26 protein-coding genes are annotated in these 26,436 nt (G+C 70.3%); 11 read left to right on the forward strand and 15 right to left on the reverse strand.

Annotation, left to right across the window (positions count from 1 at the left end; all coding sequences use genetic code 11):
• Window positions 1–550: 550 nt before the first annotated feature.
• From ACFFRH_RS09555 to ACFFRH_RS09565, 3 genes are all read right to left on the reverse strand, one after another.
• Window positions 551–2,002, reverse strand: coding sequence for a hypothetical protein (locus ACFFRH_RS09555; RefSeq protein WP_386155733.1), 1,452 nt, complete (start codon window positions 2,000–2,002; stop codon window positions 551–553).
• A 316-nt stretch (window positions 2,003–2,318) separates the two neighbouring features.
• On the reverse strand, window positions 2,319–2,936 hold the full coding sequence (locus ACFFRH_RS09560; protein WP_344745087.1) for a hypothetical protein: 618 nt from the start codon (window positions 2,934–2,936) through the stop codon (window positions 2,319–2,321).
• Window positions 2,937–2,938: 2 nt separating this feature from the next.
• Window positions 2,939–3,511 (reverse strand): RNA polymerase sigma factor, encoded by a 573-nt coding sequence (locus ACFFRH_RS09565; protein WP_344745088.1) that lies wholly within the window; start codon window positions 3,509–3,511, stop codon window positions 2,939–2,941.
• 355 nt (window positions 3,512–3,866) lie between these two features.
• Between ACFFRH_RS09565 and ACFFRH_RS09570 the strand changes: the two genes are divergently transcribed.
• The 4 genes from ACFFRH_RS09570 to ACFFRH_RS09585 all read left to right on the forward strand — a co-directional run bounded on the left by ACFFRH_RS09570 (window position 3,867) and on the right by ACFFRH_RS09585 (window position 7,203).
• A complete protein-coding gene (locus tag ACFFRH_RS09570) occupies window positions 3,867–4,472 on the forward strand; it encodes an HIT family protein (protein ID WP_344745090.1) in 606 nt (201 codons plus the stop codon).
• A 135-nt stretch (window positions 4,473–4,607) separates the two neighbouring features.
• Window positions 4,608–5,228, forward strand: coding sequence for a histidine phosphatase family protein (locus tag ACFFRH_RS09575; protein WP_344745091.1), 621 nt, complete (start codon window positions 4,608–4,610; stop codon window positions 5,226–5,228).
• A 111-nt stretch (window positions 5,229–5,339) separates the two neighbouring features.
• Window positions 5,340–5,675, forward strand: coding sequence for an SCO4225 family membrane protein (locus ACFFRH_RS09580; RefSeq protein ID WP_344745092.1), 336 nt, complete (start codon window positions 5,340–5,342; stop codon window positions 5,673–5,675).
• A 442-nt stretch (window positions 5,676–6,117) separates the two neighbouring features.
• On the forward strand, window positions 6,118–7,203 hold the full coding sequence (locus ACFFRH_RS09585) for a YihY/virulence factor BrkB family protein (RefSeq protein ID WP_344745093.1): 1,086 nt from the start codon (window positions 6,118–6,120) through the stop codon (window positions 7,201–7,203).
• A gap of 265 nt (window positions 7,204–7,468) precedes the next feature.
• Here the strand turns inward: ACFFRH_RS09585 and ACFFRH_RS09590 are convergent, their stop codons facing one another.
• Window positions 7,469–9,709 carry a family 2 encapsulin nanocompartment cargo protein terpene cyclase gene (locus ACFFRH_RS09590; RefSeq protein ID WP_344745094.1) on the reverse strand — a complete coding sequence of 747 codons (2,241 nt, stop codon included), beginning with the start codon at window positions 9,707–9,709 and terminating at the stop codon, window positions 7,469–7,471.
• A 489-nt stretch (window positions 9,710–10,198) separates the two neighbouring features.
• Window positions 10,199–10,441, reverse strand: a complete 243-nt coding sequence (locus ACFFRH_RS09595) for a hypothetical protein (RefSeq protein WP_386155738.1) — start codon at window positions 10,439–10,441, stop codon at window positions 10,199–10,201.
• A gap of 413 nt (window positions 10,442–10,854) precedes the next feature.
• On the opposite strand from ACFFRH_RS09595, the gene ACFFRH_RS09600 reads away from it, so the two are divergent.
• Together ACFFRH_RS09600 and ACFFRH_RS09605 are read left to right on the forward strand one after the other, a co-directional pair.
• Window positions 10,855–11,721 carry a hypothetical protein gene (locus tag ACFFRH_RS09600; RefSeq protein ID WP_386155740.1) on the forward strand — a complete coding sequence of 289 codons (867 nt, stop codon included), beginning with the start codon at window positions 10,855–10,857 and terminating at the stop codon, window positions 11,719–11,721.
• Window positions 11,708–12,892, forward strand: a complete 1,185-nt coding sequence (locus tag ACFFRH_RS09605; protein WP_344745098.1) for a helix-turn-helix domain-containing protein — start codon at window positions 11,708–11,710, stop codon at window positions 12,890–12,892. The genes ACFFRH_RS09600 and ACFFRH_RS09605 overlap by 14 nt, the downstream gene beginning before the upstream one ends.
• A gap of 218 nt (window positions 12,893–13,110) precedes the next feature.
• Here ACFFRH_RS09605 and ACFFRH_RS09610 read toward each other — a convergent pair whose 3' ends face one another.
• The 7 genes from ACFFRH_RS09610 to ACFFRH_RS09640 form a co-directional block, all read right to left on the reverse strand.
• Window positions 13,111–13,335, reverse strand: coding sequence for a hypothetical protein (locus tag ACFFRH_RS09610; RefSeq protein ID WP_344745099.1), 225 nt, complete (start codon window positions 13,333–13,335; stop codon window positions 13,111–13,113).
• 159 nt (window positions 13,336–13,494) lie between these two features.
• Window positions 13,495–14,082: a TetR/AcrR family transcriptional regulator gene (locus tag ACFFRH_RS09615; protein ID WP_344745100.1), complete on the reverse strand. Its 588-nt coding sequence runs from the start codon at window positions 14,080–14,082 to the stop codon at window positions 13,495–13,497.
• A gap of 316 nt (window positions 14,083–14,398) precedes the next feature.
• Window positions 14,399–14,860, reverse strand: coding sequence for a hypothetical protein (locus ACFFRH_RS09620; RefSeq protein WP_344745101.1), 462 nt, complete (start codon window positions 14,858–14,860; stop codon window positions 14,399–14,401).
• A 330-nt stretch (window positions 14,861–15,190) separates the two neighbouring features.
• A complete protein-coding gene (locus ACFFRH_RS09625; RefSeq protein ID WP_344745102.1) occupies window positions 15,191–16,033 on the reverse strand; it encodes an SAM-dependent methyltransferase in 843 nt (280 codons plus the stop codon).
• A 115-nt stretch (window positions 16,034–16,148) separates the two neighbouring features.
• A complete protein-coding gene (locus tag ACFFRH_RS09630; protein WP_344745103.1) occupies window positions 16,149–17,063 on the reverse strand; it encodes a Sco1979 family transcriptional regulator in 915 nt (304 codons plus the stop codon).
• 282 nt (window positions 17,064–17,345) lie between these two features.
• On the reverse strand, window positions 17,346–18,035 hold the full coding sequence (locus tag ACFFRH_RS09635) for a hypothetical protein (RefSeq protein WP_386155744.1): 690 nt from the start codon (window positions 18,033–18,035) through the stop codon (window positions 17,346–17,348).
• A 303-nt stretch (window positions 18,036–18,338) separates the two neighbouring features.
• Window positions 18,339–19,832, reverse strand: coding sequence for an Nramp family divalent metal transporter (locus ACFFRH_RS09640; protein WP_344745105.1), 1,494 nt, complete (start codon window positions 19,830–19,832; stop codon window positions 18,339–18,341).
• Window positions 19,833–20,101: 269 nt separating this feature from the next.
• Here ACFFRH_RS09640 and ACFFRH_RS09645 point away from each other — a divergent pair, with 269 nt between their 5' ends.
• Together ACFFRH_RS09645 and ACFFRH_RS09650 are read left to right on the forward strand one after the other, a co-directional pair.
• A complete protein-coding gene (locus tag ACFFRH_RS09645; protein ID WP_344745106.1) occupies window positions 20,102–20,554 on the forward strand; it encodes a PepSY domain-containing protein in 453 nt (150 codons plus the stop codon).
• Between the two features lie 229 nt (window positions 20,555–20,783).
• A complete protein-coding gene (locus ACFFRH_RS09650; protein WP_344745107.1) occupies window positions 20,784–21,566 on the forward strand; it encodes an NIPSNAP family protein in 783 nt (260 codons plus the stop codon).
• 207 nt (window positions 21,567–21,773) lie between these two features.
• Here the strand turns inward: ACFFRH_RS09650 and ACFFRH_RS09655 are convergent, their stop codons facing one another.
• The gene (locus ACFFRH_RS09655) at window positions 21,774–22,451 is read right to left on the reverse strand and encodes a hypothetical protein (protein WP_344745108.1); all 678 of its coding nucleotides are present in this window, start codon (window positions 22,449–22,451) and stop codon (window positions 21,774–21,776) included.
• A 141-nt stretch (window positions 22,452–22,592) separates the two neighbouring features.
• Between ACFFRH_RS09655 and ACFFRH_RS09660 the strand changes: the two genes are divergently transcribed.
• Together ACFFRH_RS09660 and ACFFRH_RS09665 are read left to right on the forward strand one after the other, a co-directional pair.
• Entirely contained in the window at window positions 22,593–22,841 is a 249-nt protein-coding gene (locus ACFFRH_RS09660; RefSeq protein WP_386155747.1) for a hypothetical protein, read from the forward strand.
• A 131-nt stretch (window positions 22,842–22,972) separates the two neighbouring features.
• Window positions 22,973–23,254 (forward strand): hypothetical protein, encoded by a 282-nt coding sequence (locus ACFFRH_RS09665; protein WP_386155749.1) that lies wholly within the window; start codon window positions 22,973–22,975, stop codon window positions 23,252–23,254.
• Window positions 23,255–23,539: 285 nt separating this feature from the next.
• On the opposite strand, the gene ACFFRH_RS09670 is transcribed toward ACFFRH_RS09665, so the two are convergent.
• Window positions 23,540–24,169, reverse strand: coding sequence for a nucleoside/nucleotide kinase family protein (locus ACFFRH_RS09670; RefSeq protein ID WP_344745112.1), 630 nt, complete (start codon window positions 24,167–24,169; stop codon window positions 23,540–23,542).
• 291 nt (window positions 24,170–24,460) lie between these two features.
• Between ACFFRH_RS09670 and ACFFRH_RS09675 the strand changes: the two genes are divergently transcribed.
• Complete coding sequence (locus ACFFRH_RS09675) at window positions 24,461–24,853, forward strand: isoamylase early set domain-containing protein (RefSeq protein ID WP_344745113.1); 393 nt, start codon at window positions 24,461–24,463, stop codon at window positions 24,851–24,853.
• 327 nt (window positions 24,854–25,180) lie between these two features.
• Here ACFFRH_RS09675 and ACFFRH_RS09680 read toward each other — a convergent pair whose 3' ends face one another.
• Window positions 25,181–26,296 carry an acetate/propionate family kinase gene (locus ACFFRH_RS09680; protein WP_344745114.1) on the reverse strand — a complete coding sequence of 372 codons (1,116 nt, stop codon included), beginning with the start codon at window positions 26,294–26,296 and terminating at the stop codon, window positions 25,181–25,183.
• Window positions 26,297–26,436 lie beyond the last annotated feature (140 nt).

A 26,436-nucleotide genomic window follows, 5' to 3' on the forward strand; every position in this document is an offset into this window, starting at 1 on the left:
CCGGCCACCGACTCGACGCCCGAAACGGCAGCCGCCTAAGATCAGCCCGCGGCACCTACCTCGTCGAGCCTTTTACACCGCTCCGAGGACGCGACCCTCGGTGCCGATCATCCGGGCTGTGGTCTGGGCACCAGGGCGTGACCCCCTCACGGAGGAGTGATGGTGCGACCCGTGAGGAGGTTACAGGTCAAGCAAGTGTCACGGGGTGTGGCACCCGGGGCGTGCATCCATAACAGCAGGATCAAAACATCCGGGTTTTTCCACCCGTATCACGATCGGCTCGCGGATGAATTCGGCGAAGACCTGGGAAACGGCCCGGACCGGCATGACCGGCCTGGCGGTGTCCGACTGATTCGACCGCATCGGTTCGGCCCGGTGGGCGCCGGAGGCGGCCGGAACTCGGGCACAGGTCCGGCGCTGCCGGGCTCGCCGGTGTGGCCGGGATGCGAACGCGAGTCGCACTCCCGGGGGCACGGGCATGGAGTCATGCTTCCGATGAACGACCGTTCGCCCACGGCCGACAGCGCGATACGGTCACGGAGTCGCCGGCCTACGTACTGGTCTCGCGATCTTGATGGTCATGGGCCGGGACCGAGCAAACGTCTCTTCGCGGACCTCTCTGTTTGACGGCCGCGAGGACGCCTGTGCAGACCGTCGCGATTCCCAGGGCGATGGCCAGGCTGGGTGCCGATGCGTAGTACTCCAGTCCTCCGGCGCTCCACACGTAGAAGGGCGTCATGACCGCGTAATAGACGACGGTTGCGGTGAGCGTACCGATCGCCCACACTCGAAGCCGTGTTCCGTCCCGCACCGAGCTCATGATCATGACAGTCGCGCCGGCGGGCACCAGCACCGCGGCGAGGAGCACGGCGAACGGGTTGAACAGGATCGGCGTGTTCGTCCCCGAGTGAAACGCCCAGACTCCCACCCATAGCGCCAGCGCGGCCTTGGCGAAGTCAGACCTCCGCACACCGCATCCGAGCGTCACCAATCCCGCCGCGAGGGCGGCCAGCAGCGCCACGGCGGGGACGGAGTCCGGGTATCTTCCCGGCGCTGTCAGTGGAACCGTGCTGGAGGAGTCGAACCCCTCTCCCGTCCAGCCCAGGCGGTGCCAGACACCCGAGACGTCTCGCAGGGCGATCCCGTCCGCGCCGTTGGCGACGACCACGACGTATCCATCGGAGAGCTTCTCGACCGCGATCCCCAGCGACGCGACGGCCTCGGTGTGCTCGGGGTACTCGGACGCGTAAGCTCTCGCCAGCCGGTCCTGGTCGCCGGGAGAGATCTCCCACGCCGTCACCCACCGGCCGTTCCTGGACTCCTCGACCTTGAGCCTGGCGGGGACGATCCGGTAACAGCGGTCCGGGTTCCCGGGCACGCAGGCCGACGTCCTCGGAACGGCAGGCACCGGACCGTCCCAGCTCGACCACGAATTCCCGGCGTCGGCGGAGGCGAGGCCCGCCCCGACGAATGGGCCGGGTGACAGGCCCCCGCGGGTCGCGACGACGATCATGCCGTCGGTCACGTCGACCGCGTAGGCGCTGTACGGCTTGAAGACACTCGTCTGGCCGGTCGCGGCCACGGCCAGCACGGTGACGGGAATGACGACCACGGCCCGTGCGAGCCGTACGGCTCGCGCGTCGGGATGCTTCCAGATCCACCAGGCGAGACACAGGGCGGGCAGGGCGATGAGGTCGACGGGATCGGCCAGGACCCGGGAGGGACCCCAGACGAGGGTCCACGCTTGCGAGGCGAGGGCGGCGCCGACAGCGGTGGTCTTGACCAGGCCGAAGACCACGCCGGTGAGCAGGACGGACGCGCGGGGGCGGCGAATGAACAGGTTGAGCAGGGGCGGCGCGACGATCAGCCCGGCGACGTCACTGAGCTTCCCGGTCACCGCACCGGGCCACAGCGGCTTGAAGAGGTGGTCGTTGAGCAGCAGGACCACCACGGCGATCACAGTCAGGGGGTGGCCGATCCAGGCCAGAGCCGAATTCCTCATACCCAAGGAGATGAGGAGAGATCAGGTGCTGTTCGCTCCGATCCACATTCGTGATCAACCTGCCGTCTCGCTGTCCACCACCCAGATCGGCCGACGGCGCCTATGGGATTTCTTGCGGCGTCGCCGCCGAACTCGCCGTGATCGACACCCTGCGGGACCTCCTGCCGAACATGTCCATGGCCTCAAACCACGCCGATCCACGCAGGTCAACCGGCTTCCAAGAAGAAGCCCAGGCACCACAGAGAGCCCAGGCGGCACGCATGAGCCCCACCGGGCGTGTGCCATGCCCGGTGGGGCCGTGTTCGGCAGGAGGTCCTCAGCCGGCGTCCGCGACGGTTGTGCACGGTTGCACGGGAGTGTCGGCCTGGGCCAGCCAGCTGCCGAGTCGCCAGGGCACCTGCGCGTTCGCGTTGTCGCGGAACTCCATCACGAGCGTCTCGCCCGGCCTGATGTGCTCGGGGGAGATCCGGATCGTCCGTATGGAGGTCACCGTGGTGGCCTTGAGCGAACGCGATTCGTTCACGAGTGAGCGCAGTTTCCCAGGTCCTGCGGCGGGCGGCCCGCCGTAGGCCGAATCCACCCCGGCGAACCGAGGGGCCGCGCACCGCGTGCCCGGGGCCAGGAACGTCACATCCGCCTTGACACCGGCCGCGCCCAGCTTGGCCTCCAGCCCTTCGGGGTCGTGGAGTTCGTTGACGGTCACCGTGAGCGTGCCGTCCGGGCTCTCGGCCACCGCGTAGGCGGGGGCGCCGCTCCCGATGGCGAGCGCCGCGGCGACGGCCGTCGCCGCGGCGCTCGCCGCGACCAGCAGCCGGGGGGTGGTGACGAGGCGCCGCCGGGAGTGCATCCCGCTGAGCAGCCGCCGCCGTGCTCCGGCGAGTTCCCCCGGGGTGGCCGCGGGAATGGTCTCCCACATGGTCTTCAGCGCGTCCATCGTCATTCTCCTCGTTCTTCCTGGTTCAGGACTTGGCGGATCTGGAGACGGGCTCGGTTGAGTCGCGAGGCGACGGTCCCGGGTGGGATGGCGAGCGCGTCGGCGACCTCCTGGTAGCTCAGTTCGGCCCACGCGACGAGCAGCAGGACGTCGCGATCGGCCCGTTTGAGCCCCAGCAGGGCCCGTGCCAGCGGCCGGTTGACGGCCAGGGTGTTGATTCCGTCCTCTACCTGGAGACCTGGTATCTCCGCCGGATGCACGCCGCTGCGGATGTACGCGCGGTAGAGGTTCGTCTCGGTGCGCCGCCGCTTGCCGATCACGTTGGAGGCGATGCCGTACAGCCACGGGCGGGCGTCGGAGCGGCCCCGGTCGTAATCGCCCCGACGCTGGAAGGCGGCCAGAAAGGTGTCGGCCACGACGTCCTCCGCCTCGCCGGGTCCCAGTCGCCTGGTCACGTAGCGATGCAGGAGCGGTGCGTGCCGGTCGAACAGGACGGCGAAGACCTCGGGCTCGTTCAGCGACCTCTCGATGATGGTCGCGTCATCGACCTCGATGACTTCGCGGGAGATTGTCATACATGTTGGCCTTTCCTGGCGTATGAGGTCACCTGTACTTACCGCGCCGGGCCGAAATTCTTCGTGGTGGCCACGGGCCGGTGAAGTCGTCGCACGGGCGCGCCGTGTTGGTCACGGCCGGCTCGGCAGGCGTCATCCGCCGCGGAAATCAGGACGTCGGTGGTTGGTTCACCCCTTTGATCCTTGAAGAACCGACAAGGGGTGATGATGGCCCGTGCAGACCGAGGACGCGTTGGCCCGAGCGGAAAGACGTCGAGAGGAGCGGAGACGGTCCGCGCCCTCCTCGCCCAAGTGCCCCCGCGCGTGATGTCCTCTCAGGACGGTCCCTGATCTGTCCGTTCCCGTCGGGGGGATGATGAGCGTACGAGCCACACGACCGGACGAACCGATCCGTCGGGAGGAACAACTGGACGAGCCGACCCACCGGGGGAAGCGACCCGACGAGCCTTCTCAGCTGGAGAAGGAGACCTTCGACCTCGAAGGCTACGTTCGGCGCGCCAGGGGTGGAGCGTGCTTCATCTGCGCGCTCCTCGCCGACCCCACCGGCTACGACTTCGAACAGGTCGTCTTCGAGGACGAGCACCACATCGCCTTCCTGGACCGTTACCCCACGGTGCCGGGCAAGGTGCTGGTGGCGCCCAGGGCGCACGTCGAGCACGTCGTCCGCGACCTCGACGAGGACGCCTACTCGCGGCTGATGCGAACGGTCCGCCGGATCGCCCTCGCCGTCGAGGCGGTCGTCCCCTCCGAACGCACCTACGTGCTCTCCCTGGGCAGTCAGCAGGGCAACACGCACCTGCACTGGCACATCGCCCCGCTACCACCCGGCACCCCGTACGAGCAGCAGCAGTATCACGCCCTGATGACCGAGAACGGGGTGATCCCCTGGTCGGTGCGGCAGGCCGTCGACCTCGCCGGCCGTCTCCGCGCCGCCCTGGCCGAGCTCCCCGGAAGCGAGTGAGCTCCGGGACACCGGCCACCGCCTCGGAAGGCGGCACGCGAACCGAGGGGCCGCGATCTTCCAGGCGTTCCGCATGAGACACCGGCCACCGCCGCGCCCGCGTCGGTAGGGTGACCCGGACGCGAAAGGAGCACCGTGTCACGCTCTCCCCGTTATCTGTACGTCACCCGGCACGGCGAGGCCTCACCGGACGGGAGCGGCCTGACGGAGAACGGCCGTCGTCAGGCCGTGCTGCTGGGCAGGCGGCTTCGGAGCGTCCCCATCTCGGCGATCCACCACGGCCCGCTGCCCCGCGCCGCGCAGACCGCGAGCCTGATCGGCGAGCAGCTGGACGGCGTCCCCGTGCGCGTCTCGGAAATGGCCGGAGACTACATTCCGTACACCCCGGAAAGGGAGGAACTACCGCAGGAGTCCGCCGACTACCTGCTCCGTTTCCTCTCCCTGTTCCCGGCGGAGGAGCGCGAGCGCGGCGAGGCGCTGGCCCGTGAGGTCCTGGAACGGCTGACGGGTCCGGTGGAGGGCGAGGAGACCCGTCACGAACTGGTCGTCACCCACAATTTCCTGGTCGGCTGGCTCGTCAGGGCCGCGCAGGACGCCCCGCGGTGGCGCTGGCTGGGGCTCAACCACTGCAACGCGGCCCTGACGGTGATCCGGTACGCACCCGGCCTGCTCTCCAGCGTCCTCTGCTACAACGACATGGGCCATCTGCCCGCCGAACTGCGCTGGACCGGTTTCCCCGACGAACCGCGCGCGTGATTTTCCCGCCGAACCGCGTGTCCGCACGAACCGCGACGAGCCGCAGCCGGTTCGGTTTCCGAGTATTCGTACGGAGGTCTCACCCGCGGCCCGGCGGGCAGGATCGGAGGCATGAGACCAGTTCGCGACGCGGTCCGTTTCGCCTCCCGGTACAGGCGGGGCACCCTCGCCCTCGTCATCACCGGCGTCTACGTGCTGCTAATCATCGCCGCGTACGTCGTCGCCGAGGTCGGCATACGCCAGCCGGACAACCAGGGCCTGTCGGCGGTCATGCTGATCCTGGTGACCCTGCCGCTCTCGTGGCCGGTGATGATGATCCCCGCGGAGGTGATTCCTCCCAGCGGGCTTCTGCTGTTGCTCACCGCCGCCGGGTTCGTCCAGGCGTCGTTCCTGTGGTGGCTCCTGCGCGGGCCGAGGGTGGACGTGCCGCCGGCGCGGGAGCGGTGACCGCCCGCCGGCCCGGAGGGTTCCGGGTCGGCGTCCGGCGGACGGTCACCACCGGGCCCACGGGCGGGGGCACGCCCGCGGACGAATGGGCCGGGTCAGGTCAGGGACGACTGACGACGTCGCGCGTACATCCTGGTCATGAGCTGTTTTCTCCTCGACCTGCCTATCGAGAACGGGCGGCGCGACGTCACCGGGATGCCCAGAGAGCGCTCTCTCGTCGCCACCGAGCTTACGTCAAGCCTTAAACGAAGGGGTGTCGTATTTCTATACGGTTAATCGCGTCTCGCGCTACAGCAGAACGACACCTTTGTCGGCTCGTTGTGGATCGGGCCAGCACCAAAGGCCCCGCCCTCCGGGGATGACACCGCGCCGGTTCGGACTTCACCGGGTTCGACCGGTTCGGAAGCGGTGAAACGCCCGCTTGCGGGTAGAGTGCGCCGTCATGAAGGCCACCCCCGAGGCGAGCCGCTGGACCAGCGGTTTCGTCAGGGCATGGGCCGCGGCACGGGATCGATGCGGCTGGTTCGACCATCTTGTCCGGGCCGCCGTCCACTACGACCGCACCGACGCGGGCCGTCTGTCCGCGGGAATGACCTACTACGCGTTCTACGCCATCTTCGCGCTCGCCCTGCTGGCCTTCGTGATCATGGGTCACGTGCTGGACACGCCCGCCGCGCTCGCTCAGGTGGAGGGCTACCTGAGCGACACGTTCCCGCGTCTGGACGTGCAGGCACTGCGCGACGCGCGGGACACGGCCGGGGTGATCGCCTCGTTCGGTCTTCCGCTGACCGGCCTGTTCTGGATCGACTCGATGCGCTCCTCCATGCGGGCGGTCTGGGGCCTGGAGCAGTATCCGGGCAACTTCTTCCTCCGGTGGCTGATCGACCTGTCCGTGCTGGTCACCCTCGGGCTGCTGTTGTCGATCTCGCTGACCCTGTCCTTCGGCGCCCAGGCCGCGCTGACCTGGCTGGCCGGGCATACGATCGGGGTCGACGCGCTACCGGCGCAGTGGGCGCTGTCCACGGTCGCCTTCGTGCTCGGCATCTGCGTGAACCTCCTGCTGTCTACGGCGTTGCTGACGCTGCCCCCTCGGCTGCGCCTGTCGCCGCGCCGGGTCATCGGACCGGCTCTGGTCATCACCATCGGGCTGGAACTGCTGAAGACGATCGGACAGGTCTATCTCAACTTCAGCTCGGCGAGTCCGGCGTACCAGGTCGTCGCGGGCGCGGTGGGCATGCTGCTGTTCCTGAAGCTGGTGAACGTGCTCATCCTGTTCGCCGCCTCGCACGCCACGACCAGCCGTCACGGCACGGTCATCGACCTGACCACGCGGCGGCCCGTCGGCGAGCCGCGCACGGAGGTCGTCACCGCACCGGCGATCCCCGAGATCAGGTCGGAGCCGCCGGTGCGGGCCGAACCGGAGACGGAACCGGAGACGGAGATGGAAACAGAGGCGGAACCGCGGGCGCAGACACCACCACGAGCCAGGCCGCGCAGGTACGACTTCCGGTCGCGGCAGGTGCGCTGACCTCCCGGCGGGCAGGCATGATCTTCCAGAGGGCGGACGATCTTCCAGGGGCCCGGCGAAAGCTTCCAGGGGCCCGGCGAAAGGGATCAGCGAAGGGGACCGGCGAGAGGAGCCGGCGAAAAGGACCGCCGAAGGGGACCGGCGAGCCGCCGTGACCGCCCCTCGCCCACCGACCCCACCGACCCAGCCGCCCCCGCCCGGCCCTTCCGACGAAGGTCCCGCCGACGAAGGTCCCACCGGCGAAGGTCCCGCCCCCCTGTCGCGTTCAGGGGAGCGGAGCCGGCACCGCCCGTAGCCGCGATCCGACGCGCGCGGCCGCGGTGCCGAGACCCGCGGTGCCGCCGACCGGGCGGACCCTCGCGGGCGGGTGGTGCAGCTCGGACTCGTCGTAGCGGCGCGTCCTCATGTGCCACAGCAGCACGCCCGCCATCCAGTCCTGCAGCTCCGTCACGTATCCGTTGAGCGTCTCCCTCGCCTCCCCGTCGAGGTCGAAGTCGTCGAGGAGAGCCGGGAGCTCGGTGGCGACGATGTGCTCGAACTGCCGCACCCGGGACGTCATCAGGTCGTTCACGATGTCGGCCGCCTGCCGCGCGTCGCAGTCGAGGAAGTTCTGGACCACCAGGACGCAGTTGTGCAGCTCGCCCTCGAACTCGATCTCCTTCTGGTAGGAGCAGAGGTCGTTGACCAGGCAGGCGTAGTCGGCGGCCGAGTCGTCCAGACCGCGCATCGTCCGGGTGTCGTAGATCTCGGGCGGCACCGTCTGGCCGTGGGCGAGCCGCGACAGACTCATCGTGAGGTCGGAGCCGAAGGTCTTGCGGCGCATCTCGATGTAGTCGACCGGGTCGGGGACCCGGTTCTGGATGTGGTTGGCCAGCTCCCACAGCCAGCTCCCCGTCATGTCCTCGACGGCCCGGCGGAACGTGGCGCGCGCGGCCTCCGACATGGGGGCCGCCGTACGGAACCACAGGTCGGCCAGGCCCCGCTCGATCGGGTTGACCGGCGGCGGGGTGGCGGAGAGGTCGAGCGGCATGAACGCCGGCAGCCGCTCGTTGAACACCTTCGCGCCGGCCATGTCGCGGCGGGACCCGAACACGATCGGGAAGTAGTCGTCGGCGTAGGTCCCCCAGGTGAGCCAGAACGTCGAGATGTCCAGCTCGGGGCCGGGGGCGTCCGGATTGATGGCCCCGGCGCAGATGGCGAAGTCGTAGGCGTCGAGCTTGTGCTCGGTCCAGACCGCCAGGCCGGGGAGACCGGGGAGCTGCTCGAACATTCCCATCTCGCGCGCCCACTTCACCGCGTTGCGGCGGGAGGCGTCGAGGTTGGGATTCATCCGGGCGGTGTACGGCATGTAGATCTCGGGCAGCGGCAGCGGCCCCACCCGCCGCAGGGGGACGTGGGTGTGGCTCCTGAGGCCCCCCGGGCCCGTGATGCCGGGTGCCAGCCTGACGCGCGCCGCCGAGACACCCAGGCCGGTGGGCCCGCCGAGAAGGGCCGGGGCCACCGGGGTCGCCCGCGTGGCGCCGTTCATGTAGCGGCTGGAGCGCATGTGCCACTCGTGACCGCCCGACTGCCAGTCCTGGAGCCCCTTGACGTACGCGAGGACGTCGAGGCGGGACCGCAGGTCCAGGCCGTGCTCCTCGAAGAGCGGGGGCAACTCGGTGACGACGGTGTTCTCGAACTGGTGCAGCCGGGAGGTGATCAGGTCGTTGACGGCGTCGGCGGCCCGCTGGGTGTCGTAGCCCAGGAAGCGCTCGAAGACCAGCACGCCGTTGCTGAGCTCACCCTCGTCGCCGACCTCCCGCTCGTAGGAGAAGAGGTCGTTGCGCAGGTGAACCGCGTCGGAGAAGGTGTCTCTCAGCACGCGCATCGGCCTGCTCGCGGCGACGGCGGCCGGGACCTCGGCGCCCGCCGCGTGCTCGACCAGGTTGGCCGACCAGGGGGCGCCGCCGACCTTGCGCCGCATCTCGACGTACTCGATCGGGTTGGCGACGCGTCCCTCGTTGATGTTGGCCAGCTCCCACAGGGACTCGTCGAGGAGGTTCTTCGTGCTCTCGACGAACCTGGCCCGCCAGTCGGCGGACATGGCCGGGATCGTGCGGGCCCACAGGTCGGCGAGGCCACGCTCCACCGGGTTCTCCGGCTCGGGGGGCGGGCCCGTGGGATGCACCGGCATGAAGGCCGCCAGCCTGTCGAGGTACCGCTTGGCCCCGGTCAGGTCTCCGCTGCGCTTGAACGCCTCCAGGAAGTGGTCGTCGAAGAAGAACACCCACACGTACCAGTCGGTGATGAGGTCGAGCTCGGCGGCGGGGGCGTCGGGGTGGGTGTAGGCGCACAGCAGGCCGTAGTCCATGGCGTCGAGCTTGTGCTCGTCCCAGATGCCGAGGTCGGGGTCGAGGATGCCCATGTCGTACGCCCAGGCCCTGGTGTGCTCGCGCGCGGTCTCCACATGGGGGTTCAGCCTGGCCGGATACGGCAGATAGAAGTCAGGGAGCTCGAAGGGTTGCATGTTCTGTCCTTCCATATCTGACTTCGACGCTTTCGGGAACGCCCTGGGCATCGGACGCCGGACCGCGACGGAGTAGCGGGTGGGCGGATCGGCGGGACGGCCTGCCCTCCGGCAGCCTCGCCAGCCAGAACGTTACGCAATGGCCACGGAGAGTGAAAGGGATTGTCACGAATACCCGTGGCGCACTCCGGTTACCCGTGACGCACCCCGGCCCCGCTCAGGGCCGCCCAGGTTCGCCCAGGGTCAGAGCCCCGGTGCGGAGCGGGGGCCGGGGACCGGATTCCGGTGCGGGCCCGAAATCGGGTGCGCCCCGAAAACGAGTGCGGCCCGAAAACGGGTGCAGGCCCAGGTCCAGGCCGAGGACCGGGATCGGGGGGCCGATCCCGGACACGAGAGAACTCTCCCCCGCCCGACGGAGAAGACCGGCGAGGAGAGCGGGGAGAGCGGGGACGACAACGACAACGAGGACGAGAACAGGCGAGCGCTCGGTCAGGACAGCTGAGGGGCACCGGCCGACGTTCCGGCCAGGGCGGGACGTCGTGCTCCGGCCGCGAGGTCACGGAGCATGTCGGCGAACGCGAGCGCCTGCTCCGGTGTCATGCGAGGCTCGGCACCGACGTAGAAGACCACGATGTCGCCGCTCGGGGAGGTCGTGGCAGTGAACGGAAGGGACGGGGAGATGACCATGATGGGACCAATCATCGCCTGTCCCACCGACAGTTCACAGTTCATTTACCCCTGGCTCTTCACCCCTCACCCCTAACCATCGCCCCGGCCGATCAGGACCCGCCCGGCCCCGGCGACGAGCCCGCCGCCGAAGCCCTCGACCCGACCGCGCCGACGCCGCCCGCGCGGAGCGGCTCCGGCTGGAGGCTCACCACGGGATACACCGGCATCCGCGCCCGGTCGCGGTCGCGGTCGCGCCGGAGGGTTCGCCGTCACCGCCCGCGACACGAGAGACGCGCAACATCAACTAGAGCCTTCGCGGGAGTATGATGCGCGGAAATGAAGTGTCGGCGACGGTCGCCCGACGCGGAGCGAAGTGTGAGCGGAGGTCGCCGATGGGCGCGGGGTCGTCGTTGCCGCACCGGGAAGGGCAGGACCGGGCGAGGCCGGACCAGGGGGCGGACCGGACCTTGGGCCGGATGTCGAGCTGGGCGAGCGAGCGGTTCGGCGACCGCGCCGACGCCGTACGACGGCAGCTGGCCGCGTCGCTGCTGGAGGCGATGGGCAACGCGCAGGACGCGCAGAGTTCCGGGCACAGCGACAAGCGATACACCTACGGCTTCACGATGATGGCCAGGCGCTACGAGGCGCTCGCCGAGGGCCTGCGCGACGAGCCGGGCTTCCAGCTGGTCAGGCCGCACGGCTCGCCGCACCACCTGGTGGTCCTGGGCGGCAACCTGCTGCTGCCCTTCCGCTACGCCGAGGACGACCGCACGCCGATCTCCGAGGCCCGCGTCAGCGACGGCCGGATCTCCTCTCTGGTACGCGAGCTGTTCGACCGGTTCGGCCCGGCGACCTCCTACCGCCAGGAGGAGCTGGACCTGGCGCTCGCGACGGAGCCCGCCCGGTCCGCCCAGTCCTCCCAGTCTTCCCAGGCCACCCAGGAGGAGCTGGACCTGTCCGCCGGGGCGGACGGGCCCGCCACGGTGCGCCCCGCCCTCACCGGGCTGCCCGGCGACACCCGGCTGGTCCCGGTCGCCTACGCGGGCAACGCGCAGGCCGGCCTGCTGCGGCTCTACTGGGGCGAGGCGGAGCTCATCGACGAGTTCGGCAGGATCCGGTGGCTGCACCACGAGCCGATCCCGCTGCCCGCCGCCTCCTCCGGCGCCGTCCGCGGCCTGTGGGCGGCGGAGCCCGGTGCCGCGTCACGCTTCGACGACGGCCTCGTCCCCGCCCTCGCGTTGAGCACGAGGTCTCCGGCCGAGCGGAAGAGTGGCAAGATCTTCCCCGTAAGCAGCGAGGCACCCGAGGAAACCGTGGTCACCGGCGACAATGAGCAACCGTAACCAGACCCCTCTGTTCGGCGCTCCCGGCGTCCCCGGGAGCGGCGGGCCGAGCCCGCAGGCCGTGGCCGACGCGTTCGACCAGGGGCGGCTGACCCAGGCGCGACAGCTCGCGGGGATGACCAAGAAGGACCTGGCCGAACGGATCGGCGTCACTCCCGCCGCGGTGGGGCAGTACGAGACGGGCATGACCCGTCCCCGGCCCGACCTCGTTCCCCGGCTGGCCGAGGCGCTCGGCGTACCACCGGCGTTCTTCCTGCTGGGCCGCCCGCACGGCAAGCTGGACGGGTCCATGGCGCATTTCAGGAGTCTGCGCTCCACCCGCGCGCACCAGCGGGCCAAGGCCGCGGCCTTCGTCGAGCAGGTGTGGGAGCTGGCCCACGCCCTGGAGAGGCGGGTCAGGCTGCCGCACGTCGCCCTGCCCGGTTTCTCGGGCGGCGAGGTCCACTCCGGCGTGGAGCTGCCCAGCGACCCCGCCCAGGCCGCCCGCGCCCTGCGACGGCTCTGGGAGCTGGGCACCGGCCCGCTGTCGCACATCGTCCGGCACATGGAGTCCCACGGGATCGTCGTGGTCTTCCCTCCGCCCGACGAGGACGCCACCACGGTGGACGCCTTCTCCACCTCCCAGCTGCCCCGTCCGATCGTGGTGCTGACCGCCAACCGGTTCGACGACATCCACCGCTACCGCTTCACCGCCGCCCACGAGCTGGGGCACCTGGTGCTGCACGGCGACACCGCGTCAGGAGACACCCAGCAGGAGCGGGAGGCCGACGTCTTCGCAGCCGAGTTCCTCACCCCGCGCGACAGCATCCTGCCGGAGCTGCCCGGCCGTCTCGACCTGCGCAGGCTGGTCGAGCTCAAGCACACCTGGGGGGTGTCGGTCGACTCCCTGCTGTACCGCTGCCGCGAGGTCGGTCTGATCTCCGATTCGGCGGCGAGCCGCGCCTACCAGCGGCTCAAGACGCTGCGCGACCAGCCGGGCTTCGCCGCCGAGCCGATCAGCGGCTATCCCGGAGAGCAGCCCGCGCTGTTGCGCCGGGCCTTCGACCTGGCCGTCTCCGACACCGGCCTCACCATGCCGCAGCTCGCCGCCCAGCTGGCCTGGCCCGTCTCCCGGGTGCGCGAGCTGCTCGACCTGCCCGACCAGCGCCCGGCGCTGCGCCTGGTGCCCTGACCCCGGCTCCGGCGCGGGGACCGGTCGCGGATGTCGTCCGTGGCCCACCGGAAGCGTCCAGGGCCCGGTGCCGCGCCGGAGCTCCACGTGCGACGTGCCGGAGTTCCGCGTGCGGCGCTTCGTGGCTCCGGGTGCGGCGCGCCGGGATTCGCGTACGGTGCGGTGCCGCGACTCCACGTGTCACACGCCGGAGAGGCGAGACCGCAGGGTGGAGGGCGCTACTCGCCCTCGACACGCTCCTTGATCCACTCCAGGCCGTCCTGCCAGGAGGCGAAGGCCTGAAGATAGCGTCCGTCACGGGCATGGAAGATGTGATAGCGGAAATCTCCATTGCTGCCCGTACGAATCAGGTCGTAGAGATCGCCCTTGGAGCGATACCACACGCACTCGCCGTCAGCGGGACGCGAGGGCGATGCGTAGGCGAACTCACGTGTGATGGACATGGGACGGATGCTACGGACCGGCGAATCAGCAGGCAATGCCGTATCTATTTCATTCAGGGATAAAGTTCGCCCTCCCCGAGAACCCGAGAGTCCGGCGGGAAACACGTGCGCGAGGTCACCGGCACCGGGGTGAGGAGGAACCGAGAGGAAACCGACGGGCTACCGCCGGTCGGCGGACATGGCGAGCTGGTCGATCAGCATCGCCAGTCGTCGCTCGTGGTGTCCCACCGGGAGACGGCCGCTGCGGGTGAGGGTGACGAGACCGTGCACGGAGCCCCAGGCGACCTCGGCCAGGACGCCGGTGTCGCGGCCGTCGGCGAAGGCGGCGATCGCCTCACGGAACTCGGTGAAGGCGGCCTGGAGCGGGGCGGGCGTGTCGGGGCGGCCGAAGGGCAGGTCGACGGCGAGGGTGAGCATGGCGTCGTACAGCGAGGGGTTCAGGCGGGCGAAGCCTGCGTAGGCGTGGACCAGGGCGGCGAGCGCCTCGCGCGGGGTACCGGCCGTCGCGCGGGCCTTGCCCAGCTCGGCGGTGAGCTCGGCGAAGCCTTCCAGGGCGACGGCCGCGACGATGGCGTCCTTGCCCGCGAAGTGGCTGTAGAGGACCGGCTGGCTGTATTCGATACGCTCGGCGAGACGGCGCGTCGTGACCGCCTCCCACCCCTCGGCCTCGGCCAGCTCGCGAGCGACCGTCACGATCAGCCGATGGCGTCGCGCTCGCTCGCGCTCGCGGCGCTCATGTGTGGACATCCCGCAGATGCTAGCACCGCTATCAGGCCGATCCCCGCTAGGAATAGCGCCGATCGCACATCTAGCGCCGCTATGGCAAGCGATGCTCCGGCGGACGGGTGGCCAGGTGTGCCCCGGCGCGCCCCGGCGTGCCCCGGCCCGCGCCAGGCGCGTTCGCCTGGCGCGGGCCGACCGCGTTCATCACCCGGCGGGCGGCGTGGGAGCTCACCGCGCGAACGGCGTGGGGGCTCTCCCCGCGGACGGTGTGGCGGGCGGGCTCGCCTCTCGGGTGATATGGAGGATCACCGGGGGCTCACCCCGCGGGTGGCGTGCGGGCTCACCCAGCGGGCGGCGCGGGGGTCGGGGTCACCCGGTGGTCGGTCAGGTGCAGGTCCCCGCCGAGCGTCACGCGCAACTCGTCCAGGACCTTCCTGGCGCCGAGCACGGTCCACAGCTCCCCGACCAGGTGGGGGTTGTACTCCGGCGCCTGGTCCATCCACTGGTCCTTGCCGGACTGGGTGACGAAGGTACTGATGAAGAACTGGCCGGCGGAGGTCTTGCAGGCTCCCGTCCGGATGTCGACGGCGTCAACCTGGATCTTGGGCTTGCAGTCGACCTTCTTGGCGAGCTGCTCGACGGTTGGAGGCGGGCCCGCGGGGGCCGCGGCTCCGGCCGCGGCGGCAGGGGAGCTCGTGGGCTGCTCCGCGCTGCAGGCGAGAGAGAAGGACAGCGCGAGAATCACCGTGGCGACCACGCGGGCGTTCCTGGCGACACCGGTCTGGCGCGAATGTGTCAACATCCTTCAGATACGCTCACCGGCTCCGGCGGGTTCACCGTTCTCCGGCCCTGTGTCGGCCGAGAGCGCCTGGGTGACACGACAGGACACTGAGGGATGCCCGAGAGACGTGAGGGACGCTGAGGGACACTGAGGGACGCTGAGGGATTCGAAGGGGCTCAGCCGGACTTGAAGGGGCTCGGAGCGTCGGCGGCGGCGACCTCACCCGATCCCGAGGTCCAGGGGCCCGGGTCCAGGGGCCAGGCCCGCGGCCCAGGGGATCCCATCCCACGCCCCAGGTCATCCCCGTCCGCGCTCCCCGGAGGAACGCGGACGGAGATGGGGGGAAGGTCCCTACGGGACGCGCCCGACGGCTCCCACCGTGACGGCTCCGGCTCCCGGCGGGATGACGACGTCGCCGAAGTCGGGCCGCCAGTCGTAGACGGGCACCAGGCCGGGTTCGAGCATCTCCAGCCCGTCGAACAGGCCGCGGATCTGGCTGAGGGGACGGGGGAAGATGCCGCCCGCGGTGGTCGTACCGTAGACGCCGCGGCCCTGGCGGACCTGCTCCTCGGTGAGGTCGCCCGAGGTGACGTGGGAGATCACCACGTGGCTGCCGGAGACCAGCCGCTCCCCGAAGGAGGCGGCGATGCCGGAGACCTCCTTGTCGTCGGCGACGAAGTGCAGGATGGACACCATGAGGACGGCGACCGGCTGGTCGAAGTCGATGCGCTCGCGGACGTCCGGGTGGTCGAGGATCGCCCCCGGCTCCCGCAGGTCCCCGGGGATCACGATGGTCTGCGCGTTGTCGGCGAGCAGCGCGCGGGCGTGAACGAGCACGATGGGGTCGTTGTCGACGTACACGATCTGGGAGTCCGGCGCCTCGCGCAGGACGACCTGGTGCACGTTCTCCTGCGTCGGCAGACCCGTGCCGATGTCGATGAACTGGCGGATCCCCGCGGCGGCGAGATGCCGCACGGTACGCCCGAGGAAGGCGCGGTTGGAGCGCGCCACGTCCTTGACGTTGGGGACGAGTTCGACGATCTTCTCACCGGCGATCCGGTCGGAGGCGAAGTTGTCCTTGCCTCCCAGGTAGTAGTCATACATACGAGCCACACTCGGGACCGTAGGGTCGATTCCCGGGGGAGCCTGCTCGTGCTCAGTCATGTCCTCGCCTTCACCACGTCTTTCCCGCATGGTAGACGAGCGATCGACACCTTTAGATCATGAACCGATATTTCACCCGATAGATGGACAAGACAGCTCTCAGTCACCAGACATCGCAATTACCCCGAAAACCCGCCAAGCCCGGTCAGTCCGGGAGCTCCTCGCGGAGGTCGCGCAGGAACCGCTTGCTCTCGGAGACGGAGTACGCCTGGATGCACAGACGGTCCATGACCTGCATGTAATGGTCGGTCTCGTCGAGCTTGTCCAGATAGAGGGCGCTCGTCAGCTGCTCCATGTAGACCACGTCGGGCAGGTCCCGCTCGGGGAAGCGCAGGATGGAGAACGGGCCACCGGCCGCGGCGTGACCGCCCCGTTCGAACGGCATGATCTGCAGCCTGATGTTGGGCCTCTCGACGGCGTCGAGCAGGTGGTCGATCTGGGCCCGCAGCACCCGGGGCCCGCCGATGGGCCGCCGCAGCACGGCCTCGTCCATCACGGCCCAGAGCGTCGGGGCGTCCGGCCTGTTCAGGCGCTCCTGGCGGGCCATGCGGAGCGCGACGCGGCGGTCGACCTCGTCCGCGGCGGCGGCGCCGTGCACGAGCATGATGACGGCCCGCGCGTATTCGGGACTCTGCAGGAGGCCGGGAATGAACTGCACCTCGTAGGTCCGGACGATCGAGGCGGCCTCTTCGAGGCCGACGTAGACCTGGAACCAGTTGGGGAGCAGATCTCCGTACTTGTGCCACCAGCCGGGGGCGCTGGCCTGGCGGGCCAGCGTGAGCAGCGGGGCCCTTTCCTCGGTATCGGTCACCCCGTACAGCGTCAGCAGGTCCGCGACGTCACGTTCCTTGAAGCCGACCCGCCCGAGCTCCAGCCGGCTGATCTTGGCGTGGGAGGCGCGGATGGCGTAGCCCGCCTGCTCGCGGGTGATGTCCTTGGCGACGCGCAGCCTCCGCAGCTGGGCGCCCAGAAGAATCCGCAGGATGGTGGGGCCGCCACCGCCCGCGTACGCGAGAACGCCGCCTTGCTCGCCGCTGTCTTCCGCGGCCTGTCTGGCCATGTGGGCTCCCTGTCGCACCTTCCTACGGTGCCACAGTTTCACATATACATCGCGTTTCGCACAGCTCCGTCGCGCGCGCCCTTGCGTCTGCACTTGCAATCGCAAGTGCAGATCGCGGCAAATTTCCCTTTTCCCGGCTTTCCCGCTCAGCGGACCGTGTCCGAAACCCTTGGCGCCACCATCCCGACGCGACATCACTCGGCGCCGCAGTCCGACACCAGGTCACTCGTCGCCACGATCCCGACGTGAGGTCGTCCACGTCACGGCCCCGACGGTCCCGCGTCACAGTCCCGACGCGAGGTCGTACGTGTCGTCGCGCAGGTCGCCGTGCGCGTCGCCGCGGAAGGCCCCCCGGCTCGCGGCGGCCCGGCGCGACAGCATGCCGCGCACGATGTCGCACAGCTCGCTCGTCTCCCTCGGCGACAGCACCCGGCTGAGACGGCGCTCGACCACGCCCCCGCTCAACGGTCCCGGCGTCCTCGTCATGTTGAGGTAGCCGGACAGGAACGCGATCCTGAACAGTTTCTCCTGCGAGGGCGACTCGGCGGAGGACCGGCCGGGCATCTTGACCGGCCTCGTCGCGTCCTCCCCGTCGCGGGAGACCTCCAGCCCGGGAAACAGCAGGTGGGCGGCGGCCCGCTGTAGGGCCAGCCCGTACGCGCGCATGGATCCGTCGGGGGAGAAGGAGACGATCGAGCGTCCGACCGCCTCGGCGGAGTCCGGGGACAGGTCCGCGATGCCGGTCTCCTCACCGAGGCAGGTGTAGACGCGCACCACCTGCTCCCCCACGTACCCCGGCTGGACGTGCTGGGAGAGGGTGACGGTCACCGTGGACCCGTCGGGGTTGCGCACCTCGGCGATGTCGGCCGCGTGGGTGACGTACGTGGTGGAGTGCTCGCGCTCGCACCACGGAGGGCACGAAGTCCCGGAGCGGGGGCGAAGAGTCCCGGCGGAGGCCGTGATGTCGTCCATCCCAATCCTTCCAGCGTGGAGATCCGCGTCATCGAGGGCGTACGGGCACGACGGCGGATCGCGCCCGGCCGCGAGCCGGTACCACGGTCCGGGTCCCGGCTCGCGCCACCGGTTTCGAGGTCGCTTTCACCGGCAGGTACGCAGGACCGGCGTGCCGGGTTCACCCGGCGTCACCCGCCCTCTCGTCGTCGTACCGCGTCCCCGGGACGGAAGCCCGTCACGGGGGCGCGGGAACACAAGAACACGGTGCCGCGGGGACAGAGGCCGCCGGGCTCGGGCGGGCCGGGTCAGGGTTGGGCGGGATCAGAAGGTGACCAGCGGGTCACCGACGAAGTCGGCGATGAAGTTGACGAAGAAGAACCCGAAGAACAGGAAGTTCAGCACCAGGATCACGTAGTGCCACCAGCGGGGACGTGCCGGGCGGGGCAATCTCGCGTTGAGGTACATGAGCAGGAACGGATAGATCAGCGCGCCCAGGTTGGACATGTTGGCCGACCACTGCACCAGGCTCACCGGGAGGGCCAGGTGCAGCACGACGGCGATGACCACCAGCAGCCCGAACATGAACGGGTAGTAGAACCTGCGAGGATCGCCCTCGATGAGCACCCTCAGCCGGGGGCTGGTGGCGTGCGCGGCGTCGGTCACCACCCGGACCATCGCCTCGAAGATGCCGAGCTGGGTGGAGAAGAGGATGAGCACCCCCAGGATCAGCGCGCCGACGAACATGGCCCGGCCGTACTCGTCACCCAGGGCACTCGCCACGAACGTCGGGACGTTCTCCTGGGTCGGCCGCTCGCCGGACAACTCGACCGCCCTGGACATCAGGATGGTGGGCAGCAGCATCCCGAGAACGGCCCCGACGAAGAAGACGCCCCACATGTCGACCAGCAGCAGGCGGTACCAGCGGCGCCAGCGCCCCGCGTTGGCCTCGTCGTCCGGGAAGGTCACGCCGCTGGCCAGCAGTTCGCTCCTCGGCCCGCGCATCCCGGCGATGAAGCCGGTCCGGTAGCCCATGCCGTAGCCCTTGTCGCGGTAGTGGCCCATGACGTACCAGTTCAGCCCGGAGGCGAGCGCGGTGAACCCGGCCAGCGCGCCGAGCTGGGTGGCGGTGATCCCCGCCGGCGGCGCGGCGGGGGTGACGAAGCCACGGATCGCGTCCCACCAGATCTCGAACGGCACCACGAACACGTCGACGACCAGCAGCGCGACCAGGATCGCGCCGACCATGCCCCAGTTGGCGAGTTCCAGGGCCCGGCTGATCCTGCGGGCGGCGGCGGTGATGAGGAAGACGAGCAGGAGCAGGCCGATCGCCCACAGCCGGGGTTCCTCGGCTCCGGCGGGCGCGACCTCCCCGTGGACGAGCGCGTAGACGCCCTGCCCGGCGGAGGCGGCCCAGCCTCCGGCGATGAACGCGAAGATCACGATGAAGACCGAGAGCGGCACCCAGAGCCGGAAGCCGGGCGGGACCCGGCCCCAGCCGACCACCGGTGCCTCACCGGTGGCCACGACGTAGCGCGAGCACTCGACGTTGTAGAAGGTCTGCAGGATGGCCGAGACCAGGATGACCCAGCCCACCCCGACGAACCCGTACTGGCCGACGGCCTGCGGTCCCAGCAGCCACTCGCCGCTGCCGATGGAGATGCCGAGCGCGATGAGGCTGGGACCGACGGCGAACTTGAACAGCTCCTTCTTCCCGAGCCGGGAGACTCCGAAGACCTCCTCGGGTTCGGGCAGGTCCGCGACGGCGAGATCCGGGCGGCTGACTCCGAGCGGATGGGACCGGGTGACTTCAGCCATGGCGATCCTCCAGGGTTGGAACCCCCCTGCCTCGACAGTGATCCTCTGATCGCACTTCGACAAGACCCCATTCGTGATGTTCCCGCGGTCATCTCCCGGATCCGGGCCCTGGTTTCCCGTGAGAACCCCGGCGGCCGGATCGAACCGGGGCGAGTACGGGGGGCCTGAGCAGGGACGGAGACAGCGGGCCGAAGCCGCTCGACGGTCTTAACCTGCCTTTAGGGTTTCCGCAGCGTGCCGCTAACGGGAGACCCGGCAAGGTTGGGGACATGCGAAACACGACGAAACTCACCATCGCCGCCGCCGGACTTCTCGCCGTCGTCTCCGGGGGTAGCGCAGTAGCCTTCGCCGGAACCGCGACGCCCACCCCGGCCCCCAGCGGTACGGCGACGACTCCCGCACCGGTGAACGAGACGCCCGGGACCCAGACCACTCCCGCGCCCCCCGTACCCGGCGAGGCGGAGGCCAAGGTCAAGCGGGACGCGGCTATCAAGATCGCTCAGGACAAGGTGCCCGGCGCCAAGCTCGTCAAGGCCGAGTTCGACGGCGACGACACTCCCACCAGCTGGGAGATCGAGCTCCTCGAGGGTGACGTCGAGCACGAGTTCGACATCGACGCCACCAGCGGCGCGATCCTGGAGCAGGACCAGGAGACCGAGACCGCCGCGGAGCGGGCCGCCGACGCCGCCGATGACGACACCGACGACCAGGACGACGACTGACAGGAAAACAGCTGACAGGGAAGGAGCCCGTGACACCTCGCGTGTCACGGGCTCCGTGTTCGGACCGGCCTCCTGACCGGCCCCCGAACCGGCCCTGAACCGGCCTACGAACCGGCTGGACACGACGGTGGCGGCCCCGGCCGCGGGAGCAGGTCACTGACGCAAGGTGTCAGTGACCTGCTCCTAGCATGCGGGCACCACTGAGCAGTTCCGGGAAGGACCGACCACGGTGACGAACCACGCCCGTCGCGAGCAGACGGAGAACACCTGCTGCCCGATCCTCGAACTGAGGCGCTACACGCTGCGCCCCGGCAGGAGGGACGACCTCATCACCCTGTTCGACAGGGAGTTCGTCGAGTCCCAGGAGGCCGTGGGCATGCGCGTCGTCGGCCAGTTCCGCGACCGGGACGACCCGGAGAGGTTCGTCTGGCTGCGCGGGTTCCGTGACATGGAGTCGCGGGCCGAGGCGCTGGCGGCCTTCTACGGAGGGCCGGTGTGGAAGACCCACCGCGACGAGGCCAACGGGACGATGATCGACTCGGACGACGTCCTGCTGCTCCGCCCGGCGGTCCCGGGAGCGGGTTTCGACCTCTCGGGCGCCGTCCGCCCCGTGGCGGGCGGTGCGGCGGCCGGTCCCCCGGCGAACGACGAGGCGACCTCGTCGTGGTTCACCGCCACCGTCTGCCACCCGGACATACCCGGCGACGAGTTCGCCCGGTTCTTCGACGACCGGGTGGCGCCGCTGCTGGCGGAGACGGGCGCCGTCCCACTGGCCCGCCTGCGGACCGAACACGCCGAGAACACCTACCCGGCCCTGCCGGTACGGACCGGCGAGGACGTCTTCGTGTGGTTCTCCGCCTTCGCGAGCCGGGAACGGCACGACGAGCACGCCGCACGGCTCGCGCGTTCGGAGAGGTGGGCACGGGAGGTCCTTCCCGAGTTGTCCGCTCGCCTGGTCTCTCCTCCCGAACGGCTGAACCTGACGCCGACGGCGAGATCCCTGCTCCGCTGACCCGAACCGTGGGCGAGACCGCCGCCCCGACCCGTGAGCGGGGTTCCACCGCCCCCCCGACCCGTGAGCGAGACCCCACCGCCACGACCCGCCCCGTGAGCGGGGCTTCACCGGCCCGAACCGTGGTGAAGCCCCACCACCCCGAGCCGTGGGCGAACCGTCACGGGCCTGCCCTCGGCCGTCAGGACCGCCACGCTCCTCCGGCGGTCAACGCCGCCGTACCCGGTAGGCGAGAACCGTGAGAGCGGCGACCCCCAGGAGCGCCACCACCACGTACGAGGGCCGCCACCAGGATCCCTGCTCCACGATCGCGACGGCGGTCGTCTCCTCCGGTGAGCCTCCGGCGGGCGCCGCCGCCGGAGCGGCGACGGGCGTGGACGTGGGAGTGGGAGTGGGAGGGGCGGTGGCGACGTCGCCCGCGGGAACGCCCGGCGGGCGGATCACGCCCCAGTAGTCCCGCCGCGGCGACTGGGCGGCGATCGACTCCCTGAACTCCTTGGGAACCGGGGCGACCTTCAGCCGGCCGGGCACGGTCAGGGTGCCGATCGGGTAGGGCGCGAACCAGCCCTGGATCCCCTCCACCTCCCAGGTTCCCTTGGGCAGGGAGACCGCGGCGGCGTAGTGGGCGGGCTCCTTCAGCGCCACGCCGGAGAACTGGAAGGTCCGCTTGCCGTCGGTGAACTTCAGCGCGACCTCACCCAGGTCGCCGCCCTCGTACGGGTGGGTGCCGTGCTGGAGCAACCAGAAGCCGAGGGTGTACGTCGTGTCCGGGCTCGTCACCGGGACCGGGTCCATCACGGTGAGCGCCCAGCCTCCCGCCCGCGCCGGGGCACCGAGGGCCAGCAGGGGGACGATGAACGCCAGGAGGAGAAGGATTCGTCTCATGCGGGAGGTACACCGGCCGGGCCCGCCGGGTTCCCGCCACCGAGGTCGCGGGACCGGCGAGCGGAACCCGGGGGATCGGGTGATCGGGCGATACGGCCGGGGCCGTGGAGTCGAAGCCGAACTCAGGGGTATGGACAGCGAATGAGCCTTCAGGAAGAACTGCGGCAAGTCGAAGAGGACCTGGAGAGGCTGCGTGCCGAGGTCGCCGATATGCGGAGGCAGGTCGGGGAGGTCGGCCCCACCGACCCCACCGAGCGGTCGATGATGATCAATCAGGCCGACGAGCAGGAGATCCTTGTCGGCGAGCTCGAAGCCAGGCGCGAGGACCTCCTCAAACGCCTCGGTGGAGGGGGCGAGCACGACCACGCGCAACCGCGCGGGACGACGTAGGGCGACTGGGCCCGCCCGCCAGGAGGAGCCACCACCTGCGGTTCGTCGCATTCGGTTATCCGTGATGTCCCGGGGTAACCATAAGAGCGAACCATCATCAGGGGGATGAAATGATCAATACGCTTCACAAGATGGGCATAAAGTCCAGCATGATGTACGTCGCCGGGCTCGCCTCGATCGGCGCGTCGGTCGCGGTGTGGTTCACGTCGCACTCGCAGGAGCGCGCCGGGGTCGACCGGGCGGACCGGTGGGGCATCTTCATCGGCGAGTGGGCGCCGACCTTCTTCGCGATGGGAATCGCGCTGCGCATGGAGGAGACCCGCGAGGAGCTGGGGTCCTCCATCGAGCGGGATTCGCTCCGCGGCTCGTACTCCGACTCCGAGGGCAGGGTGCCCTCACGCGCGGGCGTGTAGCGCCACCGCCGGACGATCGGAGGCGGGGCGCGTCCCGGGGGACGCGCCCCGCCTCCGCGTCCCCTCCCGCCCTTGTGGTCGCCCCCTCGCTCCCCTCGTCGCCCTCGTCCGGGTTCCCGCGCCGCCCGTCCAGCCTGTCTCCCGCCTGCCCCTGTTCCCGCCCAGGCTTCCCTGGCTCCCACGGGCTCCCACCTCCAGCGAAGTCCGCCACGTCCCGGTCTCTTGTCCGGCTCCCCTTGTCCCGTTCCCGTCCCGGTCTCGTGTCCCGGTCCGCCCGGAGGCGGGTCATGACCAGGTGACCAGGGCCGGATGCCTCGGGTCGTCGACGCGGACGACCACGTCCGCGGCCTCCGCCGGAGCCACCTCCTCCTCGTAGCGCACGTAGGCGGGCAGCGTCCAGCGCTGCTCGTCCGGGGTGCGCCGGGCGAGCGCGCCCGGTGAGAGCCGCAGGTGCACGGTCAGCTCGAACGGCAGTCCCCTGCCCAGCAGCAGGGGTCCGGCCAGCAGCAGCACCCCGCCCGGGGGAACCGTGACGTAGGGCGCGCGGGTGGCCCTGTCGACGGTGCTGTCCCACAGCGTGGGCAGCACCTTCCCCGACCGGCCGGGATCGAGCGGCCCCAGGACCTCTCTGGCCAGCCCCCCGTAGTCGAACCAGTCGGCGTAGAAGGAGTCGGGGTCGGTCCGGCCGTACTCGAAGCGGAGCGAGGCCGGGCGCAGGAAGTCTGCGGTGGAGACGCGGAGCACCTCCCTGCCACGGAGCCGGAGCGGTTCGGTGAGCGCGTCGGCGAGGCTCTCCGGCCGCGCCGCCGGAGCACCGTCGAGCGCGACGCGCACCCAGGAGTCGCGGGGCTCCGCGGCCACCCGGTCAGCGAGTTCCTCCACCAGTGACGACGGGGAGATCGGCCGTATGTTCACCCCACCATCCTGGCCGACGCGCGCCCGCCTCCGGCCGGGGCCGGTCAACCATCATGACCCGGTCAAAGTCGGACGTGATGCCGATCAAATATCGGTCTGTCCGGGTTGTCCTGCCGCTACGGGCGGTAACGATCCATATGGATCGACGGTTCGGCCGTGACTGGGCGTCGGCCTCCTGGTCGCGTCACATCCATGTCGGCGCGATCCGGTAGTTGGCGTGATCTTCACGTCTTTCCGCAACCAAGATCACGGCACGTTACGCACGGAGACAGCGATGTCAGGAGGAATTCAGTGATCAAGCGCGGTAAGCCGACCAAGAACGGCCAGGTCAAGCTGACTTTCAGCATAGCGGAGAGCCCGACCCTCGGAGGGGTCTCGCTGGTCGGCGACTTCAACGGCTGGGACCCCTACGCCCATCCCATGCAACGCCGGGAGGACGGCACCTACCAGGTGAGCCTGATGGTCCCCGCCCGGCAGCCCATCCGCTTCCGCTATCTCGCGGACGGCGGAGTGTGGTTCGACGACGCGGACGCGGACCACCACGACGAGCACGGCGGCCGGATCAATCCCGCGGACGTCCAGGAGGCGCCGGAAGGCCCCAACGCGGCGCGTAACGTCGGCAAGCCGATGCGGCAGACGCTCTCGGCCGGACAGCCGGTCACGGCCTCGGTGGCCGCCTCCTAGTATCTCGGTGACCAACTCGTAGGACGGGCCCCCTTCGCGGGGCAGACCGTTCCCCCGTCTCCGCGATCAGTGTGGCGGCCCGCCCCTCCCCTCCCTGCGGGGACACGGAAGGGGCGGGCCGCCCCGCGAGAGCCCGCAGACGAACCCGCCGCCCCCTGGACTCGCCGGATCGACGGCGACGGCGACAGCGACAGCGACAGCGACAGCGACAGCGACAGCAGCAACGATCGTGACAACGACGAACGGTTCCTCTCCCTGAACCGTGACCGGACCCCGCGCCTGCCCCTCACCGATGTCAGCCGCGCCCGATGTCAGCCGCGCCGGACGTCAGCCGAGCGCGCCGAGGGTGTCGCGGGCGAGTTGCAGTTCCTCTCTCGGCCGGACCACCAGCACGGGTACGGACGCGCCGGGCGCGCTGACCGTACCGTCGGCCTCGGTGTCGGCGTCGGGAGCGGTACGGGAGGGCGGCTCGACGCCGAGCAGCGAGAGCCTGCGGCAGACGGCCTCGCGGACCTCCGGCTGGTCCCACCCGATCTCGCCGGTGAACACGAGCGCGTCGAGCCGGTCCAGGCTCGTCGCGGCGGCGGCGATCTCCCGGCTCACCCGGTGCTCGAACACCTCCAGGGCCAGCGCGGCGGCGGGATCCTCTGAAGCGACCAGTTCCCGGGTGTCGCCCGACTTCCCGTTCGAGAGCCCGAGCAGCCCCGACCCGTGTTCCAGGCCGTCGCGCAGCTCGTCGAGCGTGAGCCGGGAACCGGACAGCAACCACAGCAGCATGCCGGGATCGACGCTCCCCGACCGCTTGCTCATCGGGACCCCCTCCAGCGGGGTGAACCCCATCGAGGTGTCCATGCTGCGGCCCTCGCGGACGGCGCACACCGAGGAGCCTCCGCCGAGATGGGCCAGGACCACCTGGAGGGTTCCCGCGGGCCGGCCGAGCAGTTCCGCGGCCCGCCCCAGCGCCCAGGCGTACGACAGGCCGTGGAAGCCGTAGCGGCGCAGGCCGTAGCGGCTCCTCCACTCCGCGGGCAGCGCGTAGGTGGCGGCGGCGTCGGGAAGCGCGGCGTGGAAGGCGGTGTCGGGGCAGAGCACGTGCGGGACGCCGGGCAGCCTGCGCCGGGCGGCCTCGACGAGCGCGAGGGCGGGTGGCACGTGCAGCGGGGCGAGGTCGGCGTACTCCCGTACCGCCTCCAGCACGCCGTCGTCCACGACCGTCGGCTCCCGTACGGCCTCGCCCCCGTGGACGAGGCGGTGGCCGACCGCGGCGAGGCCCGTGCCGGGGGCGGCGTCGAGGAAGTCCGCGATCGCCCGTTCGGCGGTCTCGGGGTCGGGGCTCTGCTCGCTGTGCTTGGTGCGCAGGACCTCGCCGTCCCGGACGAGGTGGAGCTGGAGGCTCGACGATCCCGCGTTGACGGTGAGCACCGCCGGATCAGTGGTTCCCATCCTCCTGGCGTGCCCGGGGGCGCATGGGACAAACGGCACCCCGTCGCGGATCCCTCTTTCGCCCCTCCGGGCGGGCGTCCGGGGGCCTCCGCCGAGGTCCGTTCGACCGCGACGACCTGGGGTGACGACATCCCCGACCG

The organism is Streptosporangium vulgare, from assembly GCF_042428775.1.
GTDB classification, from domain to species: domain Bacteria; phylum Actinomycetota; class Actinomycetes; order Streptosporangiales; family Streptosporangiaceae; genus Streptosporangium; species Streptosporangium vulgare.

Bases quoted from the DNA above. Each gene is read 5' to 3' on its own strand.
- ACFFRH_RS09555 (WP_386155733.1), bottom strand. From the start codon at position 2,002: ATGAGGAATTCGGCTCTGGCCTGGATCGGCCACCCCCTGACTGTGATC.
- ACFFRH_RS09560 (WP_344745087.1), bottom strand. From the start codon at position 2,936: ATGGACGCGCTGAAGACCATGTGGGAGACCATTCCCGCGGCCACCCCG.
- ACFFRH_RS09565 (WP_344745088.1), bottom strand. From the start codon at position 3,511: ATGACAATCTCCCGCGAAGTCATCGAGGTCGATGACGCGACCATCATC.
- ACFFRH_RS09570 (WP_344745090.1), top strand. From the start codon at position 3,867: ATGAGCGTACGAGCCACACGACCGGACGAACCGATCCGTCGGGAGGAA.
- ACFFRH_RS09580 (WP_344745092.1), top strand. From the start codon at position 5,340: ATGAGACCAGTTCGCGACGCGGTCCGTTTCGCCTCCCGGTACAGGCGG.
- ACFFRH_RS09585 (WP_344745093.1), top strand. From the start codon at position 6,118: ATGAAGGCCACCCCCGAGGCGAGCCGCTGGACCAGCGGTTTCGTCAGG.
- ACFFRH_RS09590 (WP_344745094.1), bottom strand. From the start codon at position 9,709: ATGCAACCCTTCGAGCTCCCTGACTTCTATCTGCCGTATCCGGCCAGG.
- ACFFRH_RS09595 (WP_386155738.1), bottom strand. From the start codon at position 10,441: ATGAACTGTGAACTGTCGGTGGGACAGGCGATGATTGGTCCCATCATG.
- ACFFRH_RS09600 (WP_386155740.1), top strand. From the start codon at position 10,855: ATGTCGAGCTGGGCGAGCGAGCGGTTCGGCGACCGCGCCGACGCCGTA.
- ACFFRH_RS09605 (WP_344745098.1), top strand. From the start codon at position 11,708: ATGAGCAACCGTAACCAGACCCCTCTGTTCGGCGCTCCCGGCGTCCCC.
- ACFFRH_RS09610 (WP_344745099.1), bottom strand. From the start codon at position 13,335: ATGTCCATCACACGTGAGTTCGCCTACGCATCGCCCTCGCGTCCCGCT.
- ACFFRH_RS09615 (WP_344745100.1), bottom strand. From the start codon at position 14,082: ATGTCCACACATGAGCGCCGCGAGCGCGAGCGAGCGCGACGCCATCGG.
- ACFFRH_RS09620 (WP_344745101.1), bottom strand. From the start codon at position 14,860: ATGTTGACACATTCGCGCCAGACCGGTGTCGCCAGGAACGCCCGCGTG.
- ACFFRH_RS09625 (WP_344745102.1), bottom strand. From the start codon at position 16,033: ATGCGGGAAAGACGTGGTGAAGGCGAGGACATGACTGAGCACGAGCAG.
- ACFFRH_RS09630 (WP_344745103.1), bottom strand. From the start codon at position 17,063: ATGGCCAGACAGGCCGCGGAAGACAGCGGCGAGCAAGGCGGCGTTCTC.
- ACFFRH_RS09635 (WP_386155744.1), bottom strand. From the start codon at position 18,035: ATGGACGACATCACGGCCTCCGCCGGGACTCTTCGCCCCCGCTCCGGG.
- ACFFRH_RS09640 (WP_344745105.1), bottom strand. From the start codon at position 19,832: ATGGCTGAAGTCACCCGGTCCCATCCGCTCGGAGTCAGCCGCCCGGAT.
- ACFFRH_RS09645 (WP_344745106.1), top strand. From the start codon at position 20,102: ATGCGAAACACGACGAAACTCACCATCGCCGCCGCCGGACTTCTCGCC.
- ACFFRH_RS09655 (WP_344745108.1), bottom strand. From the start codon at position 22,451: ATGAGACGAATCCTTCTCCTCCTGGCGTTCATCGTCCCCCTGCTGGCC.
- ACFFRH_RS09660 (WP_386155747.1), top strand. From the start codon at position 22,593: ATGAGCCTTCAGGAAGAACTGCGGCAAGTCGAAGAGGACCTGGAGAGG.
- ACFFRH_RS09665 (WP_386155749.1), top strand. From the start codon at position 22,973: ATGGGCATAAAGTCCAGCATGATGTACGTCGCCGGGCTCGCCTCGATC.
- ACFFRH_RS09680 (WP_344745114.1), bottom strand. From the start codon at position 26,296: ATGGGAACCACTGATCCGGCGGTGCTCACCGTCAACGCGGGATCGTCG.